The 22,015-nt window shown below is 50.2% G+C and carries 19 protein-coding genes and 1 CRISPR repeat array (1 of these 20 only partly in view); of the genes, 7 read left to right on the top strand and 12 right to left on the bottom strand.

Features of this window, described 5'->3' with window-relative positions:
- A CRISPR array of direct repeats spans window positions 1–1,113; the repeat unit is 32 nt; unit sequence GTCGCTCCCCATGCGGGAGCGTGGATTGAAAT (it extends 3,432 nt beyond the left edge of the window).
- 180 nt (window positions 1,114–1,293) lie between these two features.
- Both NOG13_RS07505 and NOG13_RS07500 read left to right on the top strand, forming a co-directional pair.
- The gene (locus tag NOG13_RS07505; RefSeq protein WP_283109952.1) at window positions 1,294–2,001 is read left to right on the top strand and encodes a DUF1361 domain-containing protein; all 708 of its coding nucleotides are present in this window, start codon (window positions 1,294–1,296) and stop codon (window positions 1,999–2,001) included.
- A gap of 206 nt (window positions 2,002–2,207) precedes the next feature.
- Window positions 2,208–2,945, top strand: a complete 738-nt coding sequence (locus tag NOG13_RS07500; RefSeq protein ID WP_283109951.1) for a hypothetical protein — start codon at window positions 2,208–2,210, stop codon at window positions 2,943–2,945.
- Window positions 2,946–2,982: 37 nt separating this feature from the next.
- Here the strand turns inward: NOG13_RS07500 and NOG13_RS07495 are convergent, their stop codons facing one another.
- Window positions 2,983–3,525, bottom strand: a complete 543-nt coding sequence (locus tag NOG13_RS07495; protein ID WP_283109950.1) for a hypothetical protein — start codon at window positions 3,523–3,525, stop codon at window positions 2,983–2,985.
- 177 nt (window positions 3,526–3,702) lie between these two features.
- On the opposite strand from NOG13_RS07495, the gene NOG13_RS07490 reads away from it, so the two are divergent.
- Window positions 3,703–3,870: a hypothetical protein gene (locus NOG13_RS07490; protein ID WP_283109949.1), complete on the top strand. Its 168-nt coding sequence runs from the start codon at window positions 3,703–3,705 to the stop codon at window positions 3,868–3,870.
- A gap of 204 nt (window positions 3,871–4,074) precedes the next feature.
- Window positions 4,075–5,031, top strand: coding sequence for a DUF2935 domain-containing protein (locus tag NOG13_RS07485; RefSeq protein WP_283111175.1), 957 nt, complete (start codon window positions 4,075–4,077; stop codon window positions 5,029–5,031).
- Between the two features lie 104 nt (window positions 5,032–5,135).
- On the opposite strand, the gene NOG13_RS07480 is transcribed toward NOG13_RS07485, so the two are convergent.
- From NOG13_RS07480 to NOG13_RS07450, 7 genes are all read right to left on the bottom strand, one after another.
- On the bottom strand, window positions 5,136–6,299 hold the full coding sequence (locus tag NOG13_RS07480) for a hypothetical protein (RefSeq protein WP_283109948.1): 1,164 nt from the start codon (window positions 6,297–6,299) through the stop codon (window positions 5,136–5,138).
- A gap of 30 nt (window positions 6,300–6,329) precedes the next feature.
- Window positions 6,330–7,268: a DNA-methyltransferase gene (locus tag NOG13_RS07475; protein ID WP_283109947.1), complete on the bottom strand. Its 939-nt coding sequence runs from the start codon at window positions 7,266–7,268 to the stop codon at window positions 6,330–6,332.
- Window positions 7,269–7,336: 68 nt separating this feature from the next.
- On the bottom strand, window positions 7,337–7,687 hold the full coding sequence (crcB, locus tag NOG13_RS07470; RefSeq protein WP_283109946.1) for a fluoride efflux transporter CrcB: 351 nt from the start codon (window positions 7,685–7,687) through the stop codon (window positions 7,337–7,339).
- A complete protein-coding gene (gene crcB / locus NOG13_RS07465; protein WP_283109945.1) occupies window positions 7,684–9,165 on the bottom strand; it encodes a fluoride efflux transporter CrcB in 1,482 nt (493 codons plus the stop codon). Before crcB (NOG13_RS07465) ends, crcB (NOG13_RS07470) begins: the two co-directional genes overlap by 4 nt.
- A gap of 293 nt (window positions 9,166–9,458) precedes the next feature.
- Complete coding sequence (pflB, locus tag NOG13_RS07460; RefSeq protein ID WP_283109944.1) at window positions 9,459–11,696, bottom strand: formate C-acetyltransferase; 2,238 nt, start codon at window positions 11,694–11,696, stop codon at window positions 9,459–9,461.
- A 72-nt stretch (window positions 11,697–11,768) separates the two neighbouring features.
- Window positions 11,769–12,545, bottom strand: a complete 777-nt coding sequence (pflA, locus tag NOG13_RS07455) for a pyruvate formate-lyase-activating protein (RefSeq protein WP_283109943.1) — start codon at window positions 12,543–12,545, stop codon at window positions 11,769–11,771.
- Between the two features lie 63 nt (window positions 12,546–12,608).
- The gene (locus NOG13_RS07450) at window positions 12,609–13,331 is read right to left on the bottom strand and encodes a Crp/Fnr family transcriptional regulator (RefSeq protein ID WP_283109942.1); all 723 of its coding nucleotides are present in this window, start codon (window positions 13,329–13,331) and stop codon (window positions 12,609–12,611) included.
- Window positions 13,332–13,573: 242 nt separating this feature from the next.
- Between NOG13_RS07450 and NOG13_RS07445 the strand changes: the two genes are divergently transcribed.
- Window positions 13,574–14,155 carry a helix-turn-helix domain-containing protein gene (locus NOG13_RS07445; protein ID WP_283109941.1) on the top strand — a complete coding sequence of 194 codons (582 nt, stop codon included), beginning with the start codon at window positions 13,574–13,576 and terminating at the stop codon, window positions 14,153–14,155.
- A 181-nt stretch (window positions 14,156–14,336) separates the two neighbouring features.
- Complete coding sequence (locus NOG13_RS07440; protein WP_283109940.1) at window positions 14,337–15,335, top strand: SPL family radical SAM protein; 999 nt, start codon at window positions 14,337–14,339, stop codon at window positions 15,333–15,335.
- Between the two features lie 55 nt (window positions 15,336–15,390).
- On the opposite strand, the gene NOG13_RS07435 is transcribed toward NOG13_RS07440, so the two are convergent.
- The gene (locus tag NOG13_RS07435; protein WP_283109939.1) at window positions 15,391–15,981 is read right to left on the bottom strand and encodes a GNAT family N-acetyltransferase; all 591 of its coding nucleotides are present in this window, start codon (window positions 15,979–15,981) and stop codon (window positions 15,391–15,393) included.
- A 169-nt stretch (window positions 15,982–16,150) separates the two neighbouring features.
- Between NOG13_RS07435 and NOG13_RS07430 the strand changes: the two genes are divergently transcribed.
- On the top strand, window positions 16,151–16,996 hold the full coding sequence (locus NOG13_RS07430; RefSeq protein ID WP_283109938.1) for a C39 family peptidase: 846 nt from the start codon (window positions 16,151–16,153) through the stop codon (window positions 16,994–16,996).
- A 139-nt stretch (window positions 16,997–17,135) separates the two neighbouring features.
- Here NOG13_RS07430 and NOG13_RS07425 read toward each other — a convergent pair whose 3' ends face one another.
- From NOG13_RS07425 to NOG13_RS07415, 3 genes are all read right to left on the bottom strand, one after another.
- The gene (locus NOG13_RS07425) at window positions 17,136–17,786 is read right to left on the bottom strand and encodes a C40 family peptidase (RefSeq protein WP_283109937.1); all 651 of its coding nucleotides are present in this window, start codon (window positions 17,784–17,786) and stop codon (window positions 17,136–17,138) included.
- Between the two features lie 237 nt (window positions 17,787–18,023).
- On the bottom strand, window positions 18,024–20,063 hold the full coding sequence (locus tag NOG13_RS07420; protein WP_346347650.1) for an alpha-glucuronidase family glycosyl hydrolase: 2,040 nt from the start codon (window positions 20,061–20,063) through the stop codon (window positions 18,024–18,026).
- A gap of 27 nt (window positions 20,064–20,090) precedes the next feature.
- Complete coding sequence (locus NOG13_RS07415) at window positions 20,091–21,986, bottom strand: sialate O-acetylesterase (protein WP_283109936.1); 1,896 nt, start codon at window positions 21,984–21,986, stop codon at window positions 20,091–20,093.
- Window positions 21,987–22,015 lie beyond the last annotated feature (29 nt).

Genomic DNA, 22,015 nt, shown 5'->3' with positions numbered 1-22,015 from the left:
TCGATTTGTTCCCGTCGCTCCCCATGCGGGAGCGTGGATTGAAATACAATTGGAACCAATCACTGATGGTATTGGATAGTCGCTCCCCATGCGGGAGCGTGGATTGAAATCTCGATGTAGCAAAGCAGTACGAAGATGGTGCTAAGTCGCTCCCCATGCGGGAGCGTGGATTGAAATGTGAGCAGAACAAATGATGTGGGTGTTCTTAGCGTCGCTCCCCATGCGGGAGCGTGGATTGAAATCTTACCACCATTACTGTATATTCAGTTTCATCCTGTCGCTCCCCATGCGGGAGCGTGGATTGAAATATAATGCTTGCTAGTGCGGAAGGGGATTATATTTGGTCGCTCCCCATGCGGGAGCGTGGATTGAAATTTAATAATTACTAATTTTTTATCTCAAAAAAAGTCGCTCCCCATGCGGGAGCGTGGATTGAAATGAGCCCTCTGAAACCGCCTATGCCATCCAGGTGAGCGTCGCTCCCCATGCGGGAGCGTGGATTGAAATATTTGTCTGCCAAAGATGAATGACAATTGCGACAAGTCGCTCCCCATGCGGGAGCGTGGATTGAAATATTTGTCTGCCAAAGATGAATGACAATTGCGACAAGTCGCTCCCCATGCGGGAGCGTGGATTGAAATACTGTTGGGGTTGAATCTTCAAACAGGAATCCGGGTCGCTCCCCATGCGGGAGCGTGGATTGAAATTGCCTTCAATAAGAAAGCATGGCATGTATGCAACCGTCGCTCCCCATGCGGGAGCGTGGATTGAAATTCTGTGGCCCATATCGGCTATAACGACCGCCGCGAAATGTCGCTCCCCATGCGGGAGCGTGGATTGAAATTACTGATGCTCTTAAAAAGAAAGTCAAGAACTGGGAGTCGCTCCCCATGCGGGAGCGTGGATTGAAATCTCTCTGATAACCGCCCGCTAAAAGAGCGGGCGGGTCGCTCCCCATGCGGGAGCGTGGATTGAAATAGAAAAAACAGAGAAAAAGACGCCGAGGAAGAAGGGTCGCTCCCCATGCGGGAGCGTGGATTGAAATTTGATTGTCAATTTTGTGGAAGCGGGCCGATGCCGAGTCGCTCCCCATGCGGGAGCGTGGATTGAAATTCATTAGTCAAGTCCGGGAAATTAAGACGAATTGTGAAAAATAAATTGGTTCCAACGGACAAGACTGGATTAAAGTAGTCTATTTCGATAATTTCAGGAGGTCAGTGGATTTATGATCCTCTGACCTCTTTACTATATATTTTTTAAGTAGTAAAATGAAACAAATAAGGAGAGGTCGGTATGATAAAAGTTCAGCATTCAAGGCCGCATTTAATTTTCTTTATACTGTATTCGCTATGCAATTTTGTACTATGGTATTTATCAGATAATGGCGGCCTTTTTATTATGTTAGTTTGGAATGCCTTTTTATCATTTTTACCTGTGCTTTTTTCACAATTTACTGTTTCTTCTTTAAGTAATCATAAGCGTTTTTGGATATTATGGGCATTACTTTGGATTATTTTCTGGCCCAATACGTTTTATATGGCAACAGATATTGTTCATTTTACAGGAGATGCTTTTTTTCAAGTAGTAAAAGGTATTCCCTATGTTGAACAGCCTCAGATCATATATTCAGATAATCTTCTATTATGGTCAAAAGGAGTCATAATTGTTTTAGGGATTTTATATGGAATTATGAATGGAATTAATTCAGAAATGATTTTTGAAAACATCCTCATAAATAAATATGGGAAAGGTAAAAATCTACTATTACGTTTTATATGCTCAATTTTGGGTGGAATAGCAATTTATATAGGACGATTTTTGCGATTCAACTCGTGGAATATTTTTAATCCGATCAGAATAGTGACCGGTTTCCAGCTTTCTGGGCATGAGTGGAGATTCGTCTGTGGCTTTGTAGGAATATTTGCTGCATTTATACTGTGCATATTGAGTTTTGCAAAAGCCTTTTACCGGCAAAAATACAAAATTGATACATTAAGTTGAGATATTTTCTCATCAAGTATATCTTGACTTTGATTTTTCAATCGTCCTGTTTCAACTCGTCAATAATTCCGCGCTGTTTCAGCAGCCAGCCGATGAAATCCCGTTCCGGTCGCTCCCCATGCGGGAGCGTGGATTGAAATACTTTCTACAAAGGCATTGTCTGCAATGTATAAGGTCGCTCCCCATGCGGGAGCGTGGATTGAAATTTGCTTGCTCTGGGCGTTTTACTTGTTTGTACTGGGGTTATGCTACCTCTTGGAATCGGAATGATAATTGCTGGCGGTGCAGGTCTTGTCTCAACGGTAGCCATCAATTGGAATGAGATTCAGAACAAGGTTGGCGGAGCACTAAAGGGCGTTCAGCAAAAATGGAATGAATTTCAATCTGGTTGGAATTCTTGGGGACCAGTAAAATGGTGGAATAACAACGTGAAACCGTGGTTCACTAAGGAAAAGTGGGATAAGTTAGCGAAAGATGCCATTGAAAGCTTAAAAGCCCCATTCAAAAATATTCAATGGCCTCAGATCAGCCTGCCAAAAATTAAACTGCCACATTTCTCAATTACATATGAAACTCCTAGCTGGGCTGCAGATGCGCTGAGCTGGCTTGGCCTTCCCGGAATTCCAACTCTAAGCGTATCGTGGCACGCAAAAGGTGCTTTGTTCAATTCTCCATCTATTATCGGTATAGGTGAAGCAGGCCCCGAAGCTGCACTTCCTCTAAACGACCAAGTGTTCTCACAGATCGCACAGGGAATTCTGCGTAATTCTAAAAGCAATAACAGCGGAACAGATTATACTGAGCAAATTCTTGCGCGAATAGATAGACTTGAAGAAGCAATCCGTAACATGAGAATTGCTCTCTATACCGATGACCGCATTATTGCCGAGTCTGCTGAGCGCGGAAACACTGAGATTGCAAGGCAATACCATTTAGCCAAATAAAGCAAATGCGGAGTGATCAATTTCACCCCGCATTTTGTTATTTCAGGCCGCCCTGTGACTTTGCTATCACCTTTTGGCTCTTTCCCGTGCAAGTAATAGATGCTGTACTGAATCCGTCTTTCCCATGCCACATATAATTAACTACATAATCATCCGTTCCTTTATCTCCAGACTCATAATATGCTTCTCCTTCGCTTCCCACGATTTTTACGACTTGTGCGTATGTCATTCCAGATTTTATTTTGTCGTATTCGTCTTTCGTAATATATTCTTCGTTTTTGCTCAAATCTTCCTGCTCTGTGTATGCTGTATAATCGTCATTATTTGTAAATTCTGTACTGCTTGATGATGCCATTCTATTCGATATTGCAATACTGCTTGACTGTGCTTTTGTATTTACTGTAACACTCTCTTTACTGGATGGAATGGAAAGTGCGACAATAAATAAAACAAAGCATACTCCAATTCCAATTAAACTGTATCTCTTGCTTCGCTTTTGAGCAACCATAACAATAAGCCAGATTAAGCAAGCAATAAATCCTAAAAACGAACAAATTCCAAGAACAAAACCTATATCCATGGAAATTCCTCCTTTCCTTTATTGTATATATATGGTTCAATTTGTCAACAAAAATATAAATTTACTGCACCATTATTGGTATTGTATTGGTCTTGAACTTTGAAAAAGTCATGCTATTATTTAATATGAACCAAAAAATTTTACATTAATGCTGCTTTTTTATGGAGGGTGATTATTATGAAGTATCCTATCACCATCGAACAACTGAAACAAGAATATCAAAAGATCAATGGTTGTGCTGTTTCTGATTCTCAACAAAAACTATTGATTGAGATAGCTGATCTTTTGAACTGGGCATATCTAGCTGGTTTGTCGGGTCGCTCCCCATGCGGGAGCGTGGATTGAAATCTTGAGACTGACAAGATGCACGCCCTTGCGCTGCATGTCGCTCCCCATGCGGGAGCGTGGATTTTCCCGTAAAGTCTTACAAAACCCCCTGATGCAGTCCTGTGATGCTGCATCAGGGGTGTTTTGTCGATTGCAGGCCTTTCCGTGGTTAGAACGTCCTTCACCTCTCGCTTGGCTACTTCGCTGCTACTTTTACATATAATGGATTACCTGAGTTTATCAGCGAGGTGTGATGAATTGACATCAAGCGAATTTGTTAAGCAGTCGCTTGCACTGCATTTGTTTTTTGGAAGAATCATGAAGGAGCACTCCTTTTTCCTGGAGGTCGCCTTTACGCCCAGAGACGCAAACTACACCAGAAAAGCGGATTCATTCCGCAAAGCATTTGATTCGTTGCTGGAGAAGGCAATTACCCTCTCCAACGGCATTGTGAGCGAGAAGGTGCTGCAATCCGGTGAGGTTGTGACCCCATATACCCTCCAGGCCGAGAAGCTGTCGTCTTTCTATACCGGTGTCCGCATTCCGACCAGACTGACACAAGCTGAGTTCGGATTGTGCGGCGACGACAGAAAAGCCGGTTCAAGGATTGTGGAAAAGGTGAAGGACCTGAATAATGAAGCAATCAAATTGACGAATTCCCTGATTGAGTTTAAGGCGAAAATCCTTTCGAATGTTTTGTCCTGCCGGATGTTTACCCTGAATTATCCGTTGTTAATCGACCATATTATGCGGGAAGCGAAGCTCTATGTCTCACTGCTGCAGAAATTGCAATGCATGGAAGATATGAATCTGGAGAAGGAAGCATATAAACAGGAATCCTTCTGGAACCGAATCATGGCAGAACACTCCAAGTTTATTCGCGGCCTTCTTGACCCGACCGAAAATGAACTCTTCAACGCGGCAAACGATTTCGGCAAAGAATTTGACCAGCTTACAAAAGATGCTCTGCAGGCGATGGACAAAACCATGCCAGCGGACGATGTCACAAATAGAAGTTTGGACGCGACAAAGAGAATTCGGGATTTCAACGCAGCAGGGACAAGAGGACTGCTTGGCTGCAAAGTGAAGTCGATTATTGTTCCGCTGCTGGGCGACCACGTTCTGCGTGAATCGAACCACTACCTGCGCCTTTTGAAGATGTTCAAAAAGGCTCAGTAAATTTCAAGGAAGTTTTCCGTATCATCTGAAAACCGTACAGCCTCGGTATTCACCTTCCCACAGCGATAAAATGCCCCCAGAACAGGATGCTCTGGGGGCTGTTTTTATGATTCCATTAGCTTCTCAAGGTATTCTCTGGATTGTTGCATATCCAGCCGAGGCGGTTCTTTATCCTGAAGGATGTCGGACAATGCCGTTCCGTAAAATTGGGCGACACCGCGGGAGTTTCTGCCGGACCAGTGACGAATCAGATGCGTCGCACGGAGCAGGCGGGCATCAAAAACAGAACACAGGCGGGCAGTGACGGAACCGTCGGGATTGATTCCGAGAAGATAAATTAGATAAACCGACTTCTCCGCTGCTAAGAATTCCAGCAACTTATCAATGTTATAGGCCTTCGGATTTCCGTCCAAAAAACGCACTTTGGTTTTTATATCGGTTTCCGTGTGGAAATTCGGATAGATTTTTTTGTAATCGCCGAGTTTATCTTCCGTCCGAAAGGGCGGGAGAGGAGTATTCTCTTGGAGCGCCTTGATGATTTGGTCTTTGAGGGAAGGGTCAGTCTCCGTAATCAGATATTCAATGATGCGGCCGCGGATGTTGACGTTGTCGATACCGGCGGCAAGTGCGATTTCTTTTTGTACGGAAGCGACGCGCCGGTTCAAATCCTCCTGCAAATCCCGGTATTCCGCGGACTCTAGAAATGCTTTGGCGCGTTCCGGAGCCTCCGCAATCCGTTTCTTTTCCAAATCGCCGATTACGAATTTTCTGGCTCTGCCGGCGATGCCGTTTGTCGCTTCCACCAAGCGCTCCAGATTCTCTTGAAAGGTAAAAGAACTGTGCATGGCGAATAATTCGGGAAAATTTTCGGGCGAATTCTCGATTCCGTCTACAAATTCCAGAATATCGCTGCCGTTGAAGCTGCCTCGGATATTGTCGACCCGCAGGTTCTGGGAAGAATGGCTTATCTTCTGCAAAAACGTCGTATTCGCAAGCATCAGATAATTCGTGGCTTTTGAAACGATGCATACGATTACCGGCCTGTCGTCATATTTTTGCAGCGCCGAGAGTGCCAAAACCGTATTGCTCATTCGTTTCTTTTCGGATTTGCTGAAACGGAGGGCGAAGTCATCGCAATAATACAATTTGCGGTCTTGTTCTAGCCCGAACTCCCGCTGAACAGCGTCGGCAAGCAATTCCTTGTCGCCGATGCCGTTTCGTTCCGTGATGAACGAAATGAGCCGGTCGATTTTCGACTTGTTATACACCTTACTCCTCCTCAATGAGAGAAAACGACGTCATTTCTTCTTTTTCTTTTGAAGTCCGCTTGTGTTTCTCTCCCAGAATACACCGTCAGCATAGCCCTGAATCGAGGAGTCTGTTTCCGCCATTTCAAGCCGCTTTTCCGCCCAGACACAGTATTGTTCGTTCTGCTCAATGCCGACGTAATGCCGCTTTAGTTTTTTTGCCGTCACCGACGTGCTTCCGGAGCCGAGGAACGGATCCAGCACGATATCGCCGGGGTTTGAGCTGGCTAAAATCAGCTTCGCCAGCAATTTCTCCGGCTTTTGCGTCGGATGTGCCGTATTTTCCGGCATGGACCAGTAAGGAATGGAAATGTCATCCCAGAAGTTTGACGGATATGTATTTCGGAAATTGCCTTCTTCTGTTTCTTCCCAATCCTTCGGCTTGCCGTCTACGCGGTACGGCGCGATTACCCTGCGCCGCATCTTCACATCTTCTACGTTGAAAACATAGGAGCGCGACATGGTCGCGAACCAGATGTCTTCCATGCCGTTTTTCCAGTTGTTCAGCGCGCCGCGGCCTTTTTCGCGCTGCCATGTGATGCGGTTCTGGATATGGAAGTATTTTTTCAAGGTCAATCCGATCACCGGCGAGGACTTCCAATCGCAGCAGACGTAAATGGAGGCAGTCTCCTTGAGCGTCGGGAGAACCGCCTGAATCCACTTTTCCGTAAATGCCGCGTAGTCTTCGTCGGTTGTCTTTTTGAACTTGTTTCCGTGAAAATCCTTATCAATATTATACGGCGGGTCGACAATCAGCAGGTCCACAAACTGCTTCGGAAAATGAGACAGCACCTCGAAAGAATCCCCGAGGATTGTTTTATCCGTGATGTCGCTGACGGTAACGTCCTGAGAAATTCTCAGGCATCTGTCCAGATATTGTCTGCCGTCTTCCACGGTAATATCAATTGTTTTGTTGCGTCCGGCTTTCATCGTCACACCACCGCTAAAGATTATCCTTAGAAAGGAATATACCTTTCAACATTATACCATGCGCAAAGTTACAGAGGCAATGCGAAACCTCCTACAAATCCGACTACGCCGATGACAAGCGAGCCGAGGACATAGACAAACGCATTGAGTTTTTTGTTTTCCTCAAAAAGATGGAAGCCTTCGTACATGAACGTGGAAAACGTGGTGTAGGCTCCGAGAAAACCATCTCCGAGCAGCAGGTAAACGCGGTTGTTCACGGGATGGCTGGAGAGAAGCCCGAGCAGAAACGCGCCGGAAATGTTGATGAGAAGGGTGCCCAACGGAAACGACGAGTGCGATTTTCGAGAAACTACTTTTCCAAGCTGAAACCGGCAGAACCCTCCAAGAATTCCGCCGAATCCGACAAGAAGAAAGTTCAATGCGCTTCCTCCTCCGCTTCAACCGGAATCATTTTCTGCTGTTTCTGAAGAAGCCGTGCGGCAAGTTCCCGGGCCAGAACCGTGCCGAAAGAGACGGCTCCGAGGCCGAGAACGGTGCTCACGGTGAGGTAGGAGAGGGCGGAAAAATATTCGCCGCCAAATAAAAGGCTTGAAGTTTCCTTGCACATGGTGGAGAAAGTGGTGTAGGCGCCGAGAAGACCCGTCGTGAGACCAAGGCGGAGGTCGGTGTCAAAATTCCGAAGCTCACCGAAGAGGGTGAGGAGAAATCCCATGAGAAAAGCGCCCGAAATATTAATCAACAGCGTGATGAGGGGAATATTTTCGCGATAACCAGGTATCTCCATTCCTTTGAGAAGATACCTTGCGATTGCGCCGACAAAGCAACCGCACCCAAGAAAAACATATTTGCGCAACGGATGACTGTTCGGGATTTTACTGCGGAACAGAACATCCATGTTGGTTCCCATCAGCGGAATGAAAAGCCAACCAAGCACAGTGCCGAGACACCAGAGCGGCGCACTTCTGCTGACGGCTAAGAAAAAATTCTCCGTACTCATGGAAAACAGCAGAGAGTTCAGAATTACCCGGACGCGGCTTTTCGGCTTGGGAAATGCGGTTGCCAGAATACTTCCCACTAATGTCGACACGCCGGTTGCCGTGTTGACCATGCCCAAGGCGACCGTGCCTCCTTCGGGGCGGGAAAGAACCATTGCAGGCAGCGCGGCTTCAAACATGGAAGCAGTGAAGTTAATGGCGGCCAAAAGCAGAATCAGGTCGAGAATACCGCGGTTGCTTTTCAGGTAGCGCAGGCCGCTTTTGGCAGATTGAAGCACCGTTTCCCGTTCCGTTTCCCCCTTTTTGACAACAGGCGGAATCCGGATAAAGACCAGCAGCGAAACAAAAGCAACGGCAAACGTCGTCAGGTCGAACAGAATGACGGCCTGAAGGCTGGTAAACGAAAGCAGTGCCGTCGCAAACACAGGCGTCAATATGGTTACGAGCGAGTTGGAAAGCGAGCGCAGCCCGCTGACCTTCTGGTAATACTTTTGCGGAGTCAACAGGCTGATTGCTACATCGGAGGCCGGCTGCTGAACCGTGTTCATCAACCCGTTCAGGGTGTTGACGACATACAGATGCCAAATTTGAAGGTTGCCCGTCATCAGCAGCACCAGCACCGAAACGGTACACAGCGCCGCAAGACAGTCGCTAACCAGCATCGTAATGCGTTTGCCCCACCGGTCGGTTAAGGCGCCGGCAAAGATGCTCAGCAACACATACGGTGCATAGGAACAAACGGTCAGAAGCGAGGTGCTGAGCGCGGAACCCTGCTGCTGGTATGACCAGATGACCAAAGCGAAATTGGTCATTGAACTGCCAAGCTGCGAGAACGATTGGGTAATCCATAAGAGCAGAAAGGTGTGAAGTTCGCTGACAAATGTTTTAATGTTTTGAAACATGACTTTGCTCCTCTTTCAATCAATCTTATATGGTTGAAAGTGCAAAGTCGAACGGACGTGTTTCATCCGCTCCATGCAGTCCCGTCCGATTCAGACCTTGCTCGGAGCATTGACAGCGCAGATGGACATGCGAATCTCCCCTTACTATCTTGGATTTATTAGTACCGAATATTCTGTCACAGCCGAAACAGAAAAGCCACTATTCGGGAAAAAATGAAATAAATGACTTGAGGAAACGCAAAAAAAAGGCGCAGATTCGTTGGAAACTGCGCCTAAAGGTTCTTTTGTTTGGATTACAGCTGTGCGTGGCAGGTTCTGGAGATAACGTCGAGCTGCTGCTCTCTCGTCAGGTCGATGAACTTCACCGCGTAGCCGGAAACACGAATCGTAAAGTTTGCGTATTCCGGTTTTTCGGGGTGTTCCATAGCGTCCTTAAGCTTTTCGATGCCGAACACGTTGACGTTCAGGTGATGTGCTCCGCGGTCAAAGTAACCGTCGAGAACATGAACGAGGTTTTCGCTTTGCTCCTCTTCGGTGTGGCCGAGAGCACCCGGGTTGATGGTCTGTGTGTTGGAAATACCGTCGAGTGCATACTCATAGGGCAGCTTGGCGACCGAGTTGAGCGATGCCAGCAGGCCGTTCTTTTCTGCGCCGTAGGACGGGTTCGCGCCCGGTGACAGAGGAGTCCAAGCCTTTCTTCCGTCCGGAAGCGCGCCGGTGTTCTTGCCGTACACGACGTTGGACGTAATGGTGAGGATGGACGTGGTGGGTTCGGAATTGCGGTACGTGTGGAACTTGCGGAGCTTCTTCATGAAGGTCTTGAGGAGCCACACGGCAATTTCGTCCGCACGGTCGTCATCGTTGCCGTAGCGCGGGAAGTCGCCCTCAATCTTGAAGTCGACAGCGATGCCGTTTTCATTGCGTACAGGCGTTACCTTTGCGTATTTGATAGCGGAAAGCGAATCGACTACATGCGAGAAACCTGCAATACCGGTTGCGAAGGTTCTTCTCACGTCGGTGTCAATGAGCGCCATTTCCGCTGCTTCGTAGTAGTACTTGTCGTGCATGTACTGAATGAGATTCAGCGTGTTGACATAGAGCCCTGCGAGCCAATCCATCATGGCGTCGTACTTGGCGATGACCTCGTCGTAGTCAAGCACTTCGGAGGTGATGGGCTTGTAGGCAGGGCCTACCTGCATGCCGTTCTTTTCGTCGACGCCGCCGTTGATGGCGTAGAGCAGGCACTTTGCAAGGTTTGCGCGGGCGCCGAAGAACTGCATTTCCTTGCCGGTCTGGGTTGCGGAAACGCAGCAGCAGATGCTGTAGTCGTCGCCCCAGATCGGACGCATGACGTCGTCGTTTTCATACTGGATGGAGCTGGTCTTTACGGAAATATAGGCCGCGTATTTCTTGAAAGTTTCCGGCAGGCGGGAAGAATACAGAACGGTGAGGTTCGGTTCCGGCGCAGGGCCCATGTTTTCGAGCGTGTGCAGGAAGCGGTAGTCGTTCTTCGTCACCATGTGGCGGCCGTCCATGCCGAGGCCTGCTACTTCGAGAGTTGCCCAGACCGGGTCTCCGGAGAACAGTTGGTTGTAGGAAGGAATACGGGCAAACTTAACCATGCGGAGCTTCAGAACGAACTGGTCAATCAGCTCCTGAGCCTCGGTTTCGGTCAAGGTGCCTTCCTTCAGGTCACGTTCTATGTAGATATCAAGGAACGTGGAAACGCGGCCGACGCTCATTGCGGCGCCGTTCTGACTCTTGATTGCCGCGAGGTAGCCGAAATACAGCCACTGGACAGCTTCTTTGGCATTGGATGCAGGCTTGGAAATATCAAAACCGTAATCCGCAGCCATTTCCTTCATCTGTCCCAGCGCGCGAATCTGGTCTGCGAGCTCTTCTCTCTGGCGGATGACATCGTCCGTCATGATGCCGCAGCCGCAGTTGTCGAAGTCTTCCTTTTTCTTTTCAATCAGGTAATCAATGCCGTAAAGGGCAACGCGGCGGTAGTCGCCGACAATGCGTCCGCGGCCGTAAGTATCCGGAAGACCGGTGATAATCTTGCTGTGACGCGCCAGTTTCATTTCCGGGGTATAGGCGTCAAAAACAGCCTGATTGTGGGTTTTGTGATATTCGGTGAAAATCTTGTGCAGTTCGGGGTCGGGGGTATAGCCGTAAGTTGTGCAGGCTTCCTCCGCCATCCGGATTCCGCCGAACGGCATGAAGGCTCTTTTCAGCGGCTTGTCGGTCTGCAGGCCGACGATTTTCTCGAGGTCCTTGTCGATATAAGCGGCTTTGTAGGCCGTAATTCCGGAGACAACGCGTGTCTCCATATCCAGAACGCCGTTCTTTGCGCGCTCTTCCTTTTGAAGTTCCTGAACCTTGCCCCAAAGCTTATCGGTCGCTTCGGTCGGGCCGGCGAGAAAGCTCTGGTCCCCGTCATACGGGGTGTAGTTATTCTGGATAAAGTCTCTCACGTTGACGTCGTCCGTCCAATGGGAGCCTTTGAATCCTCTCCATTCCTGTTTCATGACATTACTCCTTCTAGAATCTTTTTATGTGAAAATTTTAACGTATTTTCCCTTTTAACTCTTTGACTATAATCAAAAAGTAGAGGGATTTTTCTGTTTTTCCTGCGGATTTTTCAGATTAAGCTCGCCGCGGAGAATCCGCGCGGCTCGATCGACGCTTTCGGCTGAGGGGGACTTCACATCCTCCAGCGTGTAGGAAAGGCCGAGCTCCTTCCATTTGTACGCCCCCATGGAGTGGTAGGGAAGAACCTCGATTTTCTTCACGTTCTTCAGCGTTGCGATGAAGTCCCGCGTTCTCTGCAGGCGTGCGTCACCGTCCGTGAGGCCGGGGACAAGGACATAACGAATCCAAATCGGCTTCTGATGGTCGGAAAGCCAGCGGAACATTTCAAGGATGTTCTCGTTTGACCAGCCGGTAAGCCGGCGGTGTTCTTCCGGATCAATCTGCTTGATGTCCATCAGGAGCAGATCGGTGTACTGCATCAGTTCCTGAAATTTTGAGAAAAACGGCTCTTCTTTGGTAAAAGGCTGTCCGGCGGTATCAAGAACCGTGCTGATGCCGCGTTCCTTAGCTTTGCGGAACAGGTCGAGCAGAAAATCAATCTGCAGAAGCGGTTCGCCTCCGCTGACGGTGATTCCGCCCTCTTTGCCCCAGTAGCTGCGGTAGCGTTCCGCCTGGTCCAGCAGCTCGTCCGCCGTGCGCATATCCTCTGAGCGAGGATCCCATGTGTCTGCATTATGGCAGTAGCGGCAGCGCATTCTGCAGCCCTTTAGAAAAATAATGAAACGTATCCCCGGCCCGTCTACCGAGCCAAAGGATTCCGTGGAATGTATTGCTCCGCGAATCATTCGGATTCCTCCTTTCGGTACTGTTAGCATACTACCGAACGGAGTACTGTTCCTTGATTATAATCAAATTTTCTGCCCGGCGTTGTAAACTTTTTTCAGGCCGTTCCGGTCCGTGACCATGATTTTGCCTTGGCCGAGCCGGGTGATGAGGTGTTCTTTTTCAAATTTGCTCAGGTTTCTGCTCACCGTCTCCGGCCTTAGGCCGATGCTTGCGGCGATGTCTTCGAGCTTCAGCCGGATTTCCGGCCCCACACAGCGGATGTCTCGGTCGAGAAGGAATCCGGCGAGGCGCACCTTCGGATCCTGAATGGAGAGGAGAAGAGCTTTTTCGTTTGCGTCTCTCAGGCGCATCGAAAGCAGAGAAATCAGGTTCAGTGCAATGCTTGGTTGCTCGGCGATAATCCGGATGAAGTCGCTTTTCCGGATTTCGCACAGCTCAACCTTCGTCAGGCATACGGCGGAATACGGAAATACAGCGCTTTCCAGAAAAAGATTTTCCCAGATGGCGTCGCCGTCGTGGAGAATATCGAGAATATATTCGTTTCCTTCCGCATCATATTTGCAGAGCTTGATTCTTCCTTTGCGCACAATCAAAACGGAGTCCACTGTTTCGCCCACCCGGAACAAAAAGCTTCCCTTCGCGCGGGTTGTCAGAACGGAACGTTCGGTGAGCCCTTGGCGCACATCTTCGGGGAGCGCGGAGAACAGCGGAATCATTGCCGTACACAAAGCACAGTTTTTGCAGTCTGCGCACCTTGAAAATGTATTCTTCTCTTTTTTCTCCATTTTGCTCATCCTCTCTGCAAATATTGTTTCATCGTTTCGGTATCCTTATTTTATCATAGGCTAAAACGCCCTGAAATCAGCATAATGAATAACATATCACCCACGATTTCATTTTTTAATGTCTATGGTGGCACTGAAGGAAAACAAATGCATAAAATTATGGCAAATATGCATAACTCTACGGAGCGTTTGTTGTGTTGATCGGCGACGGGCGCTATACTGAATCGGTAGGAGGGAGCGGCATGGATTGCGCAAAAGTAGGAGAGCTGATTTGCAGGCTGAGAAAAGAGCAAGGGCTTACCCAGAAGCAGCTTGCGGACCGTCTGAACATCAGCGACAGGACAATTTCAAAATGGGAGCGCGGCCTCGGGTGCCCGGACGTTTCGCTGCTTCACGAGCTTTCTGAGGCGCTGAATGTCAATATTGAGAAGATACTGGAGGGGGACCTGAGCCCCAACCGCGTGGACGGAGGAAATATGAAAAGATTGAAGTTTTATGTGTGCCCCAGCTGCGGAAATATCCTGACGGCAACAGGCAACGCGGAGATTTCCTGCTGCGGCAGAAAGCTGGCTCCACTCGTTCCCAAGCCGAGTGACGCCGAACACCGTTTGAAGGTGGAAACGGTAGAGGACGATTATTACGTCACCTTTTCCCATGCGATGGAAAAAGACCATTACATCAACTTTGTGGCGTATGTCGCGTGCGACCGCATGCTCCTTGTGCGCCTTTACCCGGAGCAGGGCGGAGAGGTGCGCTTCCCGAAGCTGTACGGAGGAAGGTTCTACTTCGGTTGCAGCCGGCACGGTCTATGGGTCAGCGAATGAACACTGAAAATCTCACAAAAAAAGAAAGCAGCCTTGAGCTTCGGTTCAAGGCTGTTTTTTGTGCACGAGCGGCCGACTTTTCCACAGATTACGCAGAATCTGTGGAAAGTACGCAGGAAAATTTATTTCAGCACTTTTGTTTGCGAATCACAGCGGGCAGAATAGAAGCGGGAGGCTGAATATGGAACTTCATTTTGACGCGGTCTATTATGAACCGCAAGCGCTCGATTACCCGCTGGGAAAAGAACTGCGGAAAAAGTACGAGGATTTGCCATGGATTCCGATTGAATCCCACAACCGAATTCCGGAATTGAGTTCATCGGAAAACAGGGAGTTCGGCAAACTCAAACAGCACCTTGTTCTCGGAATCCGCAAAACGCACAAGTATGTGGAGAACCACAAGGTTTCCGATTGGCTTGTACCGTATACGTCGTCGGGATGCCGAGCGATGTGCCTTTACTGCTATCTTGTGTGCAATTACAATAAATGCTCTTACCTGCGCCTGTTCGTCAACCGCGAGCAGATGATGGAGAAACTCCTGAAAACGGCTGCCGCCGCGCCGAGGCCGCAGACCTTTGAAATCGGCAGCAACAGCGACCTAGTACTCGAAAACGTAGTCACGGGGAACCTGCCTTGGACGATTGAACGCTTCGCCGCGGAAGGGCGCGGAAAAATCACATTTCCCACGAAGTTCGACATGGTGAAGCCGCTGCTGAACCTTGACCACAGGGGCAAGACGATTTTTCGCATGAGTGTGAATCCGCCCGAAATCATCCGGAGGGTGGAGATTGGGACCTCTCCGCTGGAGGCGCGCATCCGTGCCGCCAACGAGATGGCGCAGGCCGGTTATCCGGTGGGGCTTCTGATTGCGCCCGTGATTCTTCTCGAGGGCTGGAAGGAGATGTACGCGGAGCTGATTGAAACGCTTGCCGACAGCCTTTGCGACGAAATCAAGCGAAGCGGATTTCTAGAAATCATCCTGATGACATACAGCTTCGTGCAGAATGCCATCAACACCGAAGCGTTCCCAAATGCGCCGAACATCTTTGACCGTTCGCTGATGACAGGGCGCGGCAGGGGAAAATACTGCTACCGTAATGAAGTCCGCGCGGAAGCGGAAGCGTTTTTGCGGGAGCAGATTGAAAGCAAACTGAAAATGCCGATTCTCTATATTGCGTAAGAAAACGCCGCCGGCAGGGAGACCAAAGCCGGCGACGTTTTTTGCTCGGAAGTTCTTACGGCAGCAGCAGCTCCGGCACTTCGATTTCCGTTATGGGAATAACCGGAGCGGGCGGTGTTGTATGTTCCCCAATCAGCTTTTCCATCCAAATCATGTCGTACCATGTTCCGAATTTATAGCCGCACTGGGTAAAGCGGGCGACTCTCGAATACCCCAGATGTTCGTGGAACGCGGTGCTGGTATTGTCAAGGTGTTCGTCGGGTACGGCAGTGTAGGCGATACAGGCGTTTAGGTTGAGAATGTTCTGCCGTTTGAGGGTGTCCTCAAGGGCTAAGTACAGCTTTTTCCCGAGACCGCGGCCGCGGCAGTCCCGCCGAAGATAGATGGAGGTTTCCACCGCCCAGCCGTAGGCGGCCCGTGGATGGAACGGCGAGGCATACGTATAGCCTGCGATGCGGCCGTTTTCTTGCAGCACAAGATAAGGGTATTTTTTGAGGGTATTGCGTATTCTTTCCGCGAATTCCACAACAGAAGGCACCTCATACTCAAATGTAATTGCCGTATCGGTGACATAGGGTGCATAGATTTGCAGAAGCTCTTCCGCATCCTTTTCCGAGGCCAGTCTTATGGTTGTTGCGTTTTTCATGGCAAGGATACCTTCCCTTCTAACGGTACATATAAGTTTGTAAAATAAAAGAAACGGAGAAATTCCCATCAAATTCTCATTCAAGTGAAACAGAAAGGTAATTTTTGGACACTAACATCATAACACAAAAGCGGCAAAACAACGAAACAAAGGAGGCGCATAAACAGCGTTGAAAGGCAATAAAGAACTTGCGGTGCTCTTTACCGTGTTGACCGTCATGGGGACCGTGAGTGTGGCTTTCGCGCTGAAGACAAAGGACAACGCAATACAATCCGCTAATTTTAACTATAAAATAAATTCTTCTACCTCATCGAAACCCATAACAAAAACTAGAACAAAAGCAAAATCTTCCACAGTCGTTTCCAATAAGGAAGAAAGTACCCCAGTATCATCGGAGCCGAAGGCGATTACTACGCATCACGATGCCCCGGACGGAAAATATTATATCGAAATGAAGAACATCCTGCAAAAGCCGGAACTTCCTACGGGCTGTGAGGCGACGGCGCTGGCCATCGTTCTGAATTATCTCGGGTTTTCCGCAGACAAGTGCGATATTGTTGACAACTATCTGCCAAAGACGAATTCCATGTGCAGCCTCAATAACTTTTTTATCGGTAATCCGTATTCAAAATCTGGTCTTGGCTGCTATGCCCCCGTTATTGTAAAGACGGCGGACAGCTATCTTTCTCGTGCCGGGAGCCAATATCGCGCGCAGCTTCTTACCGGCAGTGACCCGGAAACACTGTACTGGTATGTTTCTCAGAACGTCCCGGTCATGTGCTGGGTGACGATTGGAATGGTTAAACCCAAAGTCGGTGCCGTTTGGACGGCAAAGGACACCGGTGAAAAAATGCAATTTATGGAGAACGAACATTGTACGGTACTGGTGGGATATAACTCAACCAAGGGTACCGTTATGCTGAACGACCCTTGGAAGGGGAAGGTAACGTACTCCATGTCCCTCTTTGAGAAAAGATACCGCGAGCTGGGAAAACAGGCGGTTATCATCCGCTAGCCGGCGCACCGAATATTCAGAGTTAAAAGACGGCAAAACGGGGATCCCTTGCCACAGCAAAACTGCGGCCGAGGGATCCCAGCGTTTATCTTGAAGAAAAGAAGCGCCCGACTAATGTCGGGCGCTTTTGGCTATGTTCTTAGCCGATGATTCGTCTTGCGGTTACGTAAGTGCGGGACCAGTAGCTGTTGCTCAGGCTTGCTTCCTTCACAACGCCTGCACCGGACTGTGCCGAGATGAACTGGCCGTTGCCGATGTAGATGCCGCAGTGCGTAATCTTCCCCGTACTGTCCGTGGCAAAAAAGACAAGGTCGCCCGGCTGCAGCGCGGATTTGCTGACCGCCCAGCCCTTGGTGGACTGCATGGCAGCGTTGTGCGGCAGGGTGATGCCCGCTTGGCCGTAGGCATACATGGTCAGGCCGGAGCAGTCAAGCGCCTTGTAGGGGGTAGCCCCTCCGTACTGATAGGCTACGCCGAGCTGACTCTTTGCGGCAGCTACGACCGTCTGTGCCTTGGAAGCGGTGACGACGTATTTTCCGGAGATCCATGCGGTTCTGCCGTTGTAGGAAATCTTGTACCAGCCGTTGACTGTATCCAGAATCGTGACCTTCGCTCCGTTGTAGAGCTTTCCGATGATGGGCGCACCATCGTTTCCGGCAGTGCGGACATTCAGCGAGGTGCTGACGCGCACGGTTCCGGTCCAAGCGGTGATTGCCGAAGCAAGAGCCGTCGGTGCGCTTGCGAGCATGACGATGGCAGCAAGAACTGCCAGAAGTTTTGTTCTTTTCATAGGATTCACTCCTCCTACTTGCTTTCGTAATTAGACAGCCGGCCTCCTGCCGGGCGTCCGAGTGTTTCTGTATTCGTTTCCTGTAAAGCCGCGTTCTTATCAAGGGCGGCTTTCGGAGGATGATCCAATAGTAACAAAATTGTAACCATTTTTCAAACGAAATTTTTGGAATCGAAACTTCAAGCGGCAAGAAAAAACCGGCAGGCTTCATTGGGAAGCCTGCCGGCATCTGATATTTTACGGGTAAATCTTCCGGCCTTTTTCATCGGGAATACCGGTTTTGCGGTAGAAATAGGTGTTCACGACATCGCGCCATTCGATGGCGTCCTGAACCTGCAGGGTAAGCCGTTTTTCCACTTCATCGAAGATTTGCGGGTCAATGCGGCCGCGAAGGGATTCCCAATCCTTTTTCAGTTCCTCCGCCTCATCGGCTCCGCGGAAATGCGAGTCATAGATATACTGAAGCAGAGTCTGGCCGGATTTCAACCGGTAGGAATACGGGACATGGTGGAAGAACAGCAGAAGTTCTTCCGGGCAGGTTTCCAAGTGTTCATACATCTCGGCGTTCGGCTGACGGTACTGAGCCGCGTAGCCGGTGCCGGTAGCAGCGGTGCGGTCGACGCCGATGCCGTGCAGGTCTGCGTAATGGTAAGTGCCCCAGCATGAATATTCGTAGCCATCAACACTCGGGCCGTAGTGCACCTGCGGGTTTACAAACCAACCGATGCCAAGCGGGCAGGTGTAATGCTCATAGACGTCGCGGGAGCGCAGGAGCATGGAGGTAACGGTTTCAACCACCTTGCTGTCCCGACCGAACGTTAAAACCGCCCAGCTTCGGGCGATCTCTTCCGAAGTGCGTGCGGGATCCCAGGCAAGGCGCCCGAACCCGAATAGGTTCGCCTGCGCGAGCGGATTTCCTGTCCATGCGGGGCTGTCGCCGATGTTGGAAACGCCCGCAGCACCGCCGAGGGGGCTGCCAAACAATTTGCCGGAGACAATGTCGGAAACGCGGGAGCCTTTCCCACGGGCGAAGGTATCGAAATCAAGCGCTTCTTTCCACATCGGGACAAGGTAGCAGAGATCAATTTGGTGGCCGGTGTATTCCTGCGTCACCTGAAACTCAATCATCTGGTTGGTCTTTTCCAGTCCGCCGAACAACGGCGTGACCGGCTCCCGAATCTGGAAGTCCATTGGCCCGTTTTTAATCTGCAAAACCACATTCGAGCGGAATTTTCCGTCAAGCGGCATAAAGTTGTCATAAGCTGCGCGAGCGCGGTCGCGGGTGCGGTCGCGCCAGTCCATGCGGCAGTTGTAGACAAAGCAGCGCCAGAGTACAATACCGCCGTGCGGCGCAACTGCGTCCGCCAGCATATTGGCACCGTCGACGTGGTTGCGGCCGTAGGTGTAGGGGCCCGGACGGCCTTCGGAATCCGCTTTTACGACGAAACCGCCGAAATCGGGAATATACGACCAAATAGTGTCTGCCGTTTCACGCCACCAGTTCTGCACGCTCTCTTCCAGCGGGTCGGCGGTAGAAAGGCCGCCCACCGCAATCGGCGCGGCGAAATTTATGCTCAGCATCACGCGAATGCCGTATTCGGAAAACACGGAAGCGATGGCAGCAATCTGCGGAAGATATTCCGGAGTGATGAATTTTGTTTCCGTCTCGTGTACGTTTACGTTGTTGAGCGAAATGTAGTTGATGCCCACAGAAGCGAGCAGGCGGGCATAATCGCGGATTCGCGAAAAGTCTGAAGTGATTTTGCCGTCTTTATAAAAAATGGAATTGCCGGCGTAGCCGCGTTCAATATCTCCGGATGCGTTGTCCCATTGCTGCATGATGCGGATGCGGTTTGGCGTATGACTGAGCATCTCGATTTTATCGGCGGATTTGCCGCATCCGAGCGCAAAAATAAACTCAAACGCGCCGTAAAGCACGGAATTTTCATTGGCGCCGGTGATGTAGATGCGGGTCTCGTCGACGGAGCGGGAGATGCGGAAGGCATCGCAACCGTCGGGGAAGGAATCCTCGTCAACGGCAAGTACAATGCCGCAGGCGCCGTCATCCCGCTCGGTAATGCGCGGAGAAAAGCGAAATGCACCTTTTACGGCGGCAGAAAGCTCTGCAGCCGCGGATTGCAGAACTTTAAAGCCACTCGGCACGAAAATCGTGCGGCAGTAAGGCTCAAGACTTGTGTCGGCAGTATCATGGAACTGTTCGTAGTTTAGCCAGCAGCGATATTGCGGAAGAGAAGAATACATTTCTGCGATGTTCAATACATAGACCTCCAGAATTTTCTGTTTTTATTCGCGTTCCGTGCGGAACGGTGCGGCCGGAAGGCCTTCCCGGTTATAGAAATTCAGTTTTTCGGGACTGTCGCACCAAGCGTAGCGCACGTTCACAGGCACGTTAATTTGGGGACAGGTCAGCACGACCGTGTTGTTTTCGATGTGGGCCTGCGCCGGGAAATAGACGCCGCCGGGACCGGACATCTCAAAGCCGCGGAGAGGTTCTCCGTCACTGGAGACAAGTCCGGAACCGATTTCTTTGAAATGAAGAACAACGGCCTTTCCATTGAATTCCATGTAATCAAAAATCGGCCCGGAAGCAACAAGGTCTTTTTCACCGTAAGCGACCTTGCGGGCGGCAAGCTCCAGCCGTTCCGCTACGGGGCGCTTGAAAACAGGGTGCAGATCGTTCCATTCGCCGACGTCAATGGCAACCGCCATGGCGGTATTCGGCACGGATAGCGCATCAGCTTGCGCTTCGCGGAGTTCCGCCCACCTGTTTTTGGCGCTCGGGTTTTCGCGCTCAAGATAGTTTGGAAGCTGGACGAAAAGGAACGGCAGTTCGGGGTCGCCGAGCGTTTCACGCCAGTAGGCAATCATCCGCCGGAACAGTTCGGCATAGGGAGCCGGGTTCCCGGTGTTCGACTCGCCCTGATACCACAGTACCCCCTTCACTCTGCAGGGAGAAATCGGCGACAACATGGCGTTGAACAAACCAGTGGGAATCTGATGCAAAAAAACATTTTCCGGTAGCATTTCGCTGAGTTTTCCGATATGGCATTTCCATGTTCCCGCAAGGGAGAAGGTGTGGCCGCCGACGCGAAGCTCATAGGGCTTTTCGGTGATAAAACCGGCCTTGTTGCGGAAACTGACAAGGCGCACGGCAATCGTGTTTTTGCCGGCCTTCAGCACACCTTCCGGAACGCTGTACACGCGCGGCGGGTACTGGTACCCCGTTGTGCCTACGTTGATTCCGTTCACATAGGCCGTGTCTGCGTCCACGATGCGGCCGAGCAGAAGTTCCGCGGGCTTTCCGTCGAGTTCTTCGGGAATTTCTACCGTCTTGCGGAACCAGAAGGAACCGTTCTTCTCCGGAAGTCCGCCGTCCGAAAGATACCGAGGCAGTTCAAACGTGGGCCACTCGGAATCGTCGAAGGTTTCCGAATACCACGTATTCGGCTCCTGTAGACCGGGATCGGCTGCATCGAGCGCCTGCTGCCAGTTTTGTTCCCGCTCAAGTTCGCTTTGGATCAGGCCTTCACGGAAAGAATCATCCTGGAACAGGTCGGCAAGACGGAGCTTTGCAGGACGATCGGCGAGGGCCTTGCGGCTCATCCATGCTTCCACATGGGCACCGCCGACGGCCATGGCGATGATGCCGACCGGTACATGGTAGTCCTCAAATAGACGCTCTGCGAAGAAAAGACCAATTGCCGAAAAAGACATCACGTTTTCCGGGTTGAGAGGTTTCCATTCCGATGGAAGGGTATCTTCGCAGGGGCCATTGTACGCAAAATTGATGGGGACATGAAATTCACGAATGTAGGGATTCTCTGCGTGAGCGACCTCGGGGTATGTGCGGCACACGCGGGAAACCGGCAACTCCATATTGGACTGCCCGGAGCAGAGCCAGACATCGCCTATGTAAACATCTGAAAATGAGACCGTTTCGCTTCCCTCAATTTTCATGGGGAACGGTCCGCCTGCTTCCTGTTTTCCGAGCGAGACGAACCATTTACCGTGCGAATCTGCCTTCCCGCTGAAAAGATGACCGCGGAAATGCACCTGAACACTCTGGCCGGGTTTATCCCAACCCCAAACCACAGCGTTGGAATCGCGTTGAAGAACCATTCCGTCACAAATAATTGCCGGGAGGCGAAACTTTCCGGCTGAGAATGTATCGTTTGCCATATCGTTTTCCTCCAAAAGATGCTCCAGCA

Source organism: Thermocaproicibacter melissae (assembly GCF_024498295.1).
Lineage (GTDB): Bacteria > Bacillota > Clostridia > Oscillospirales > Acutalibacteraceae > Thermocaproicibacter > Thermocaproicibacter melissae.
The sequence above is the reverse complement of the archived record's forward strand: the minus strand, read 5'-3'. Positions and strand labels throughout refer to the sequence as shown.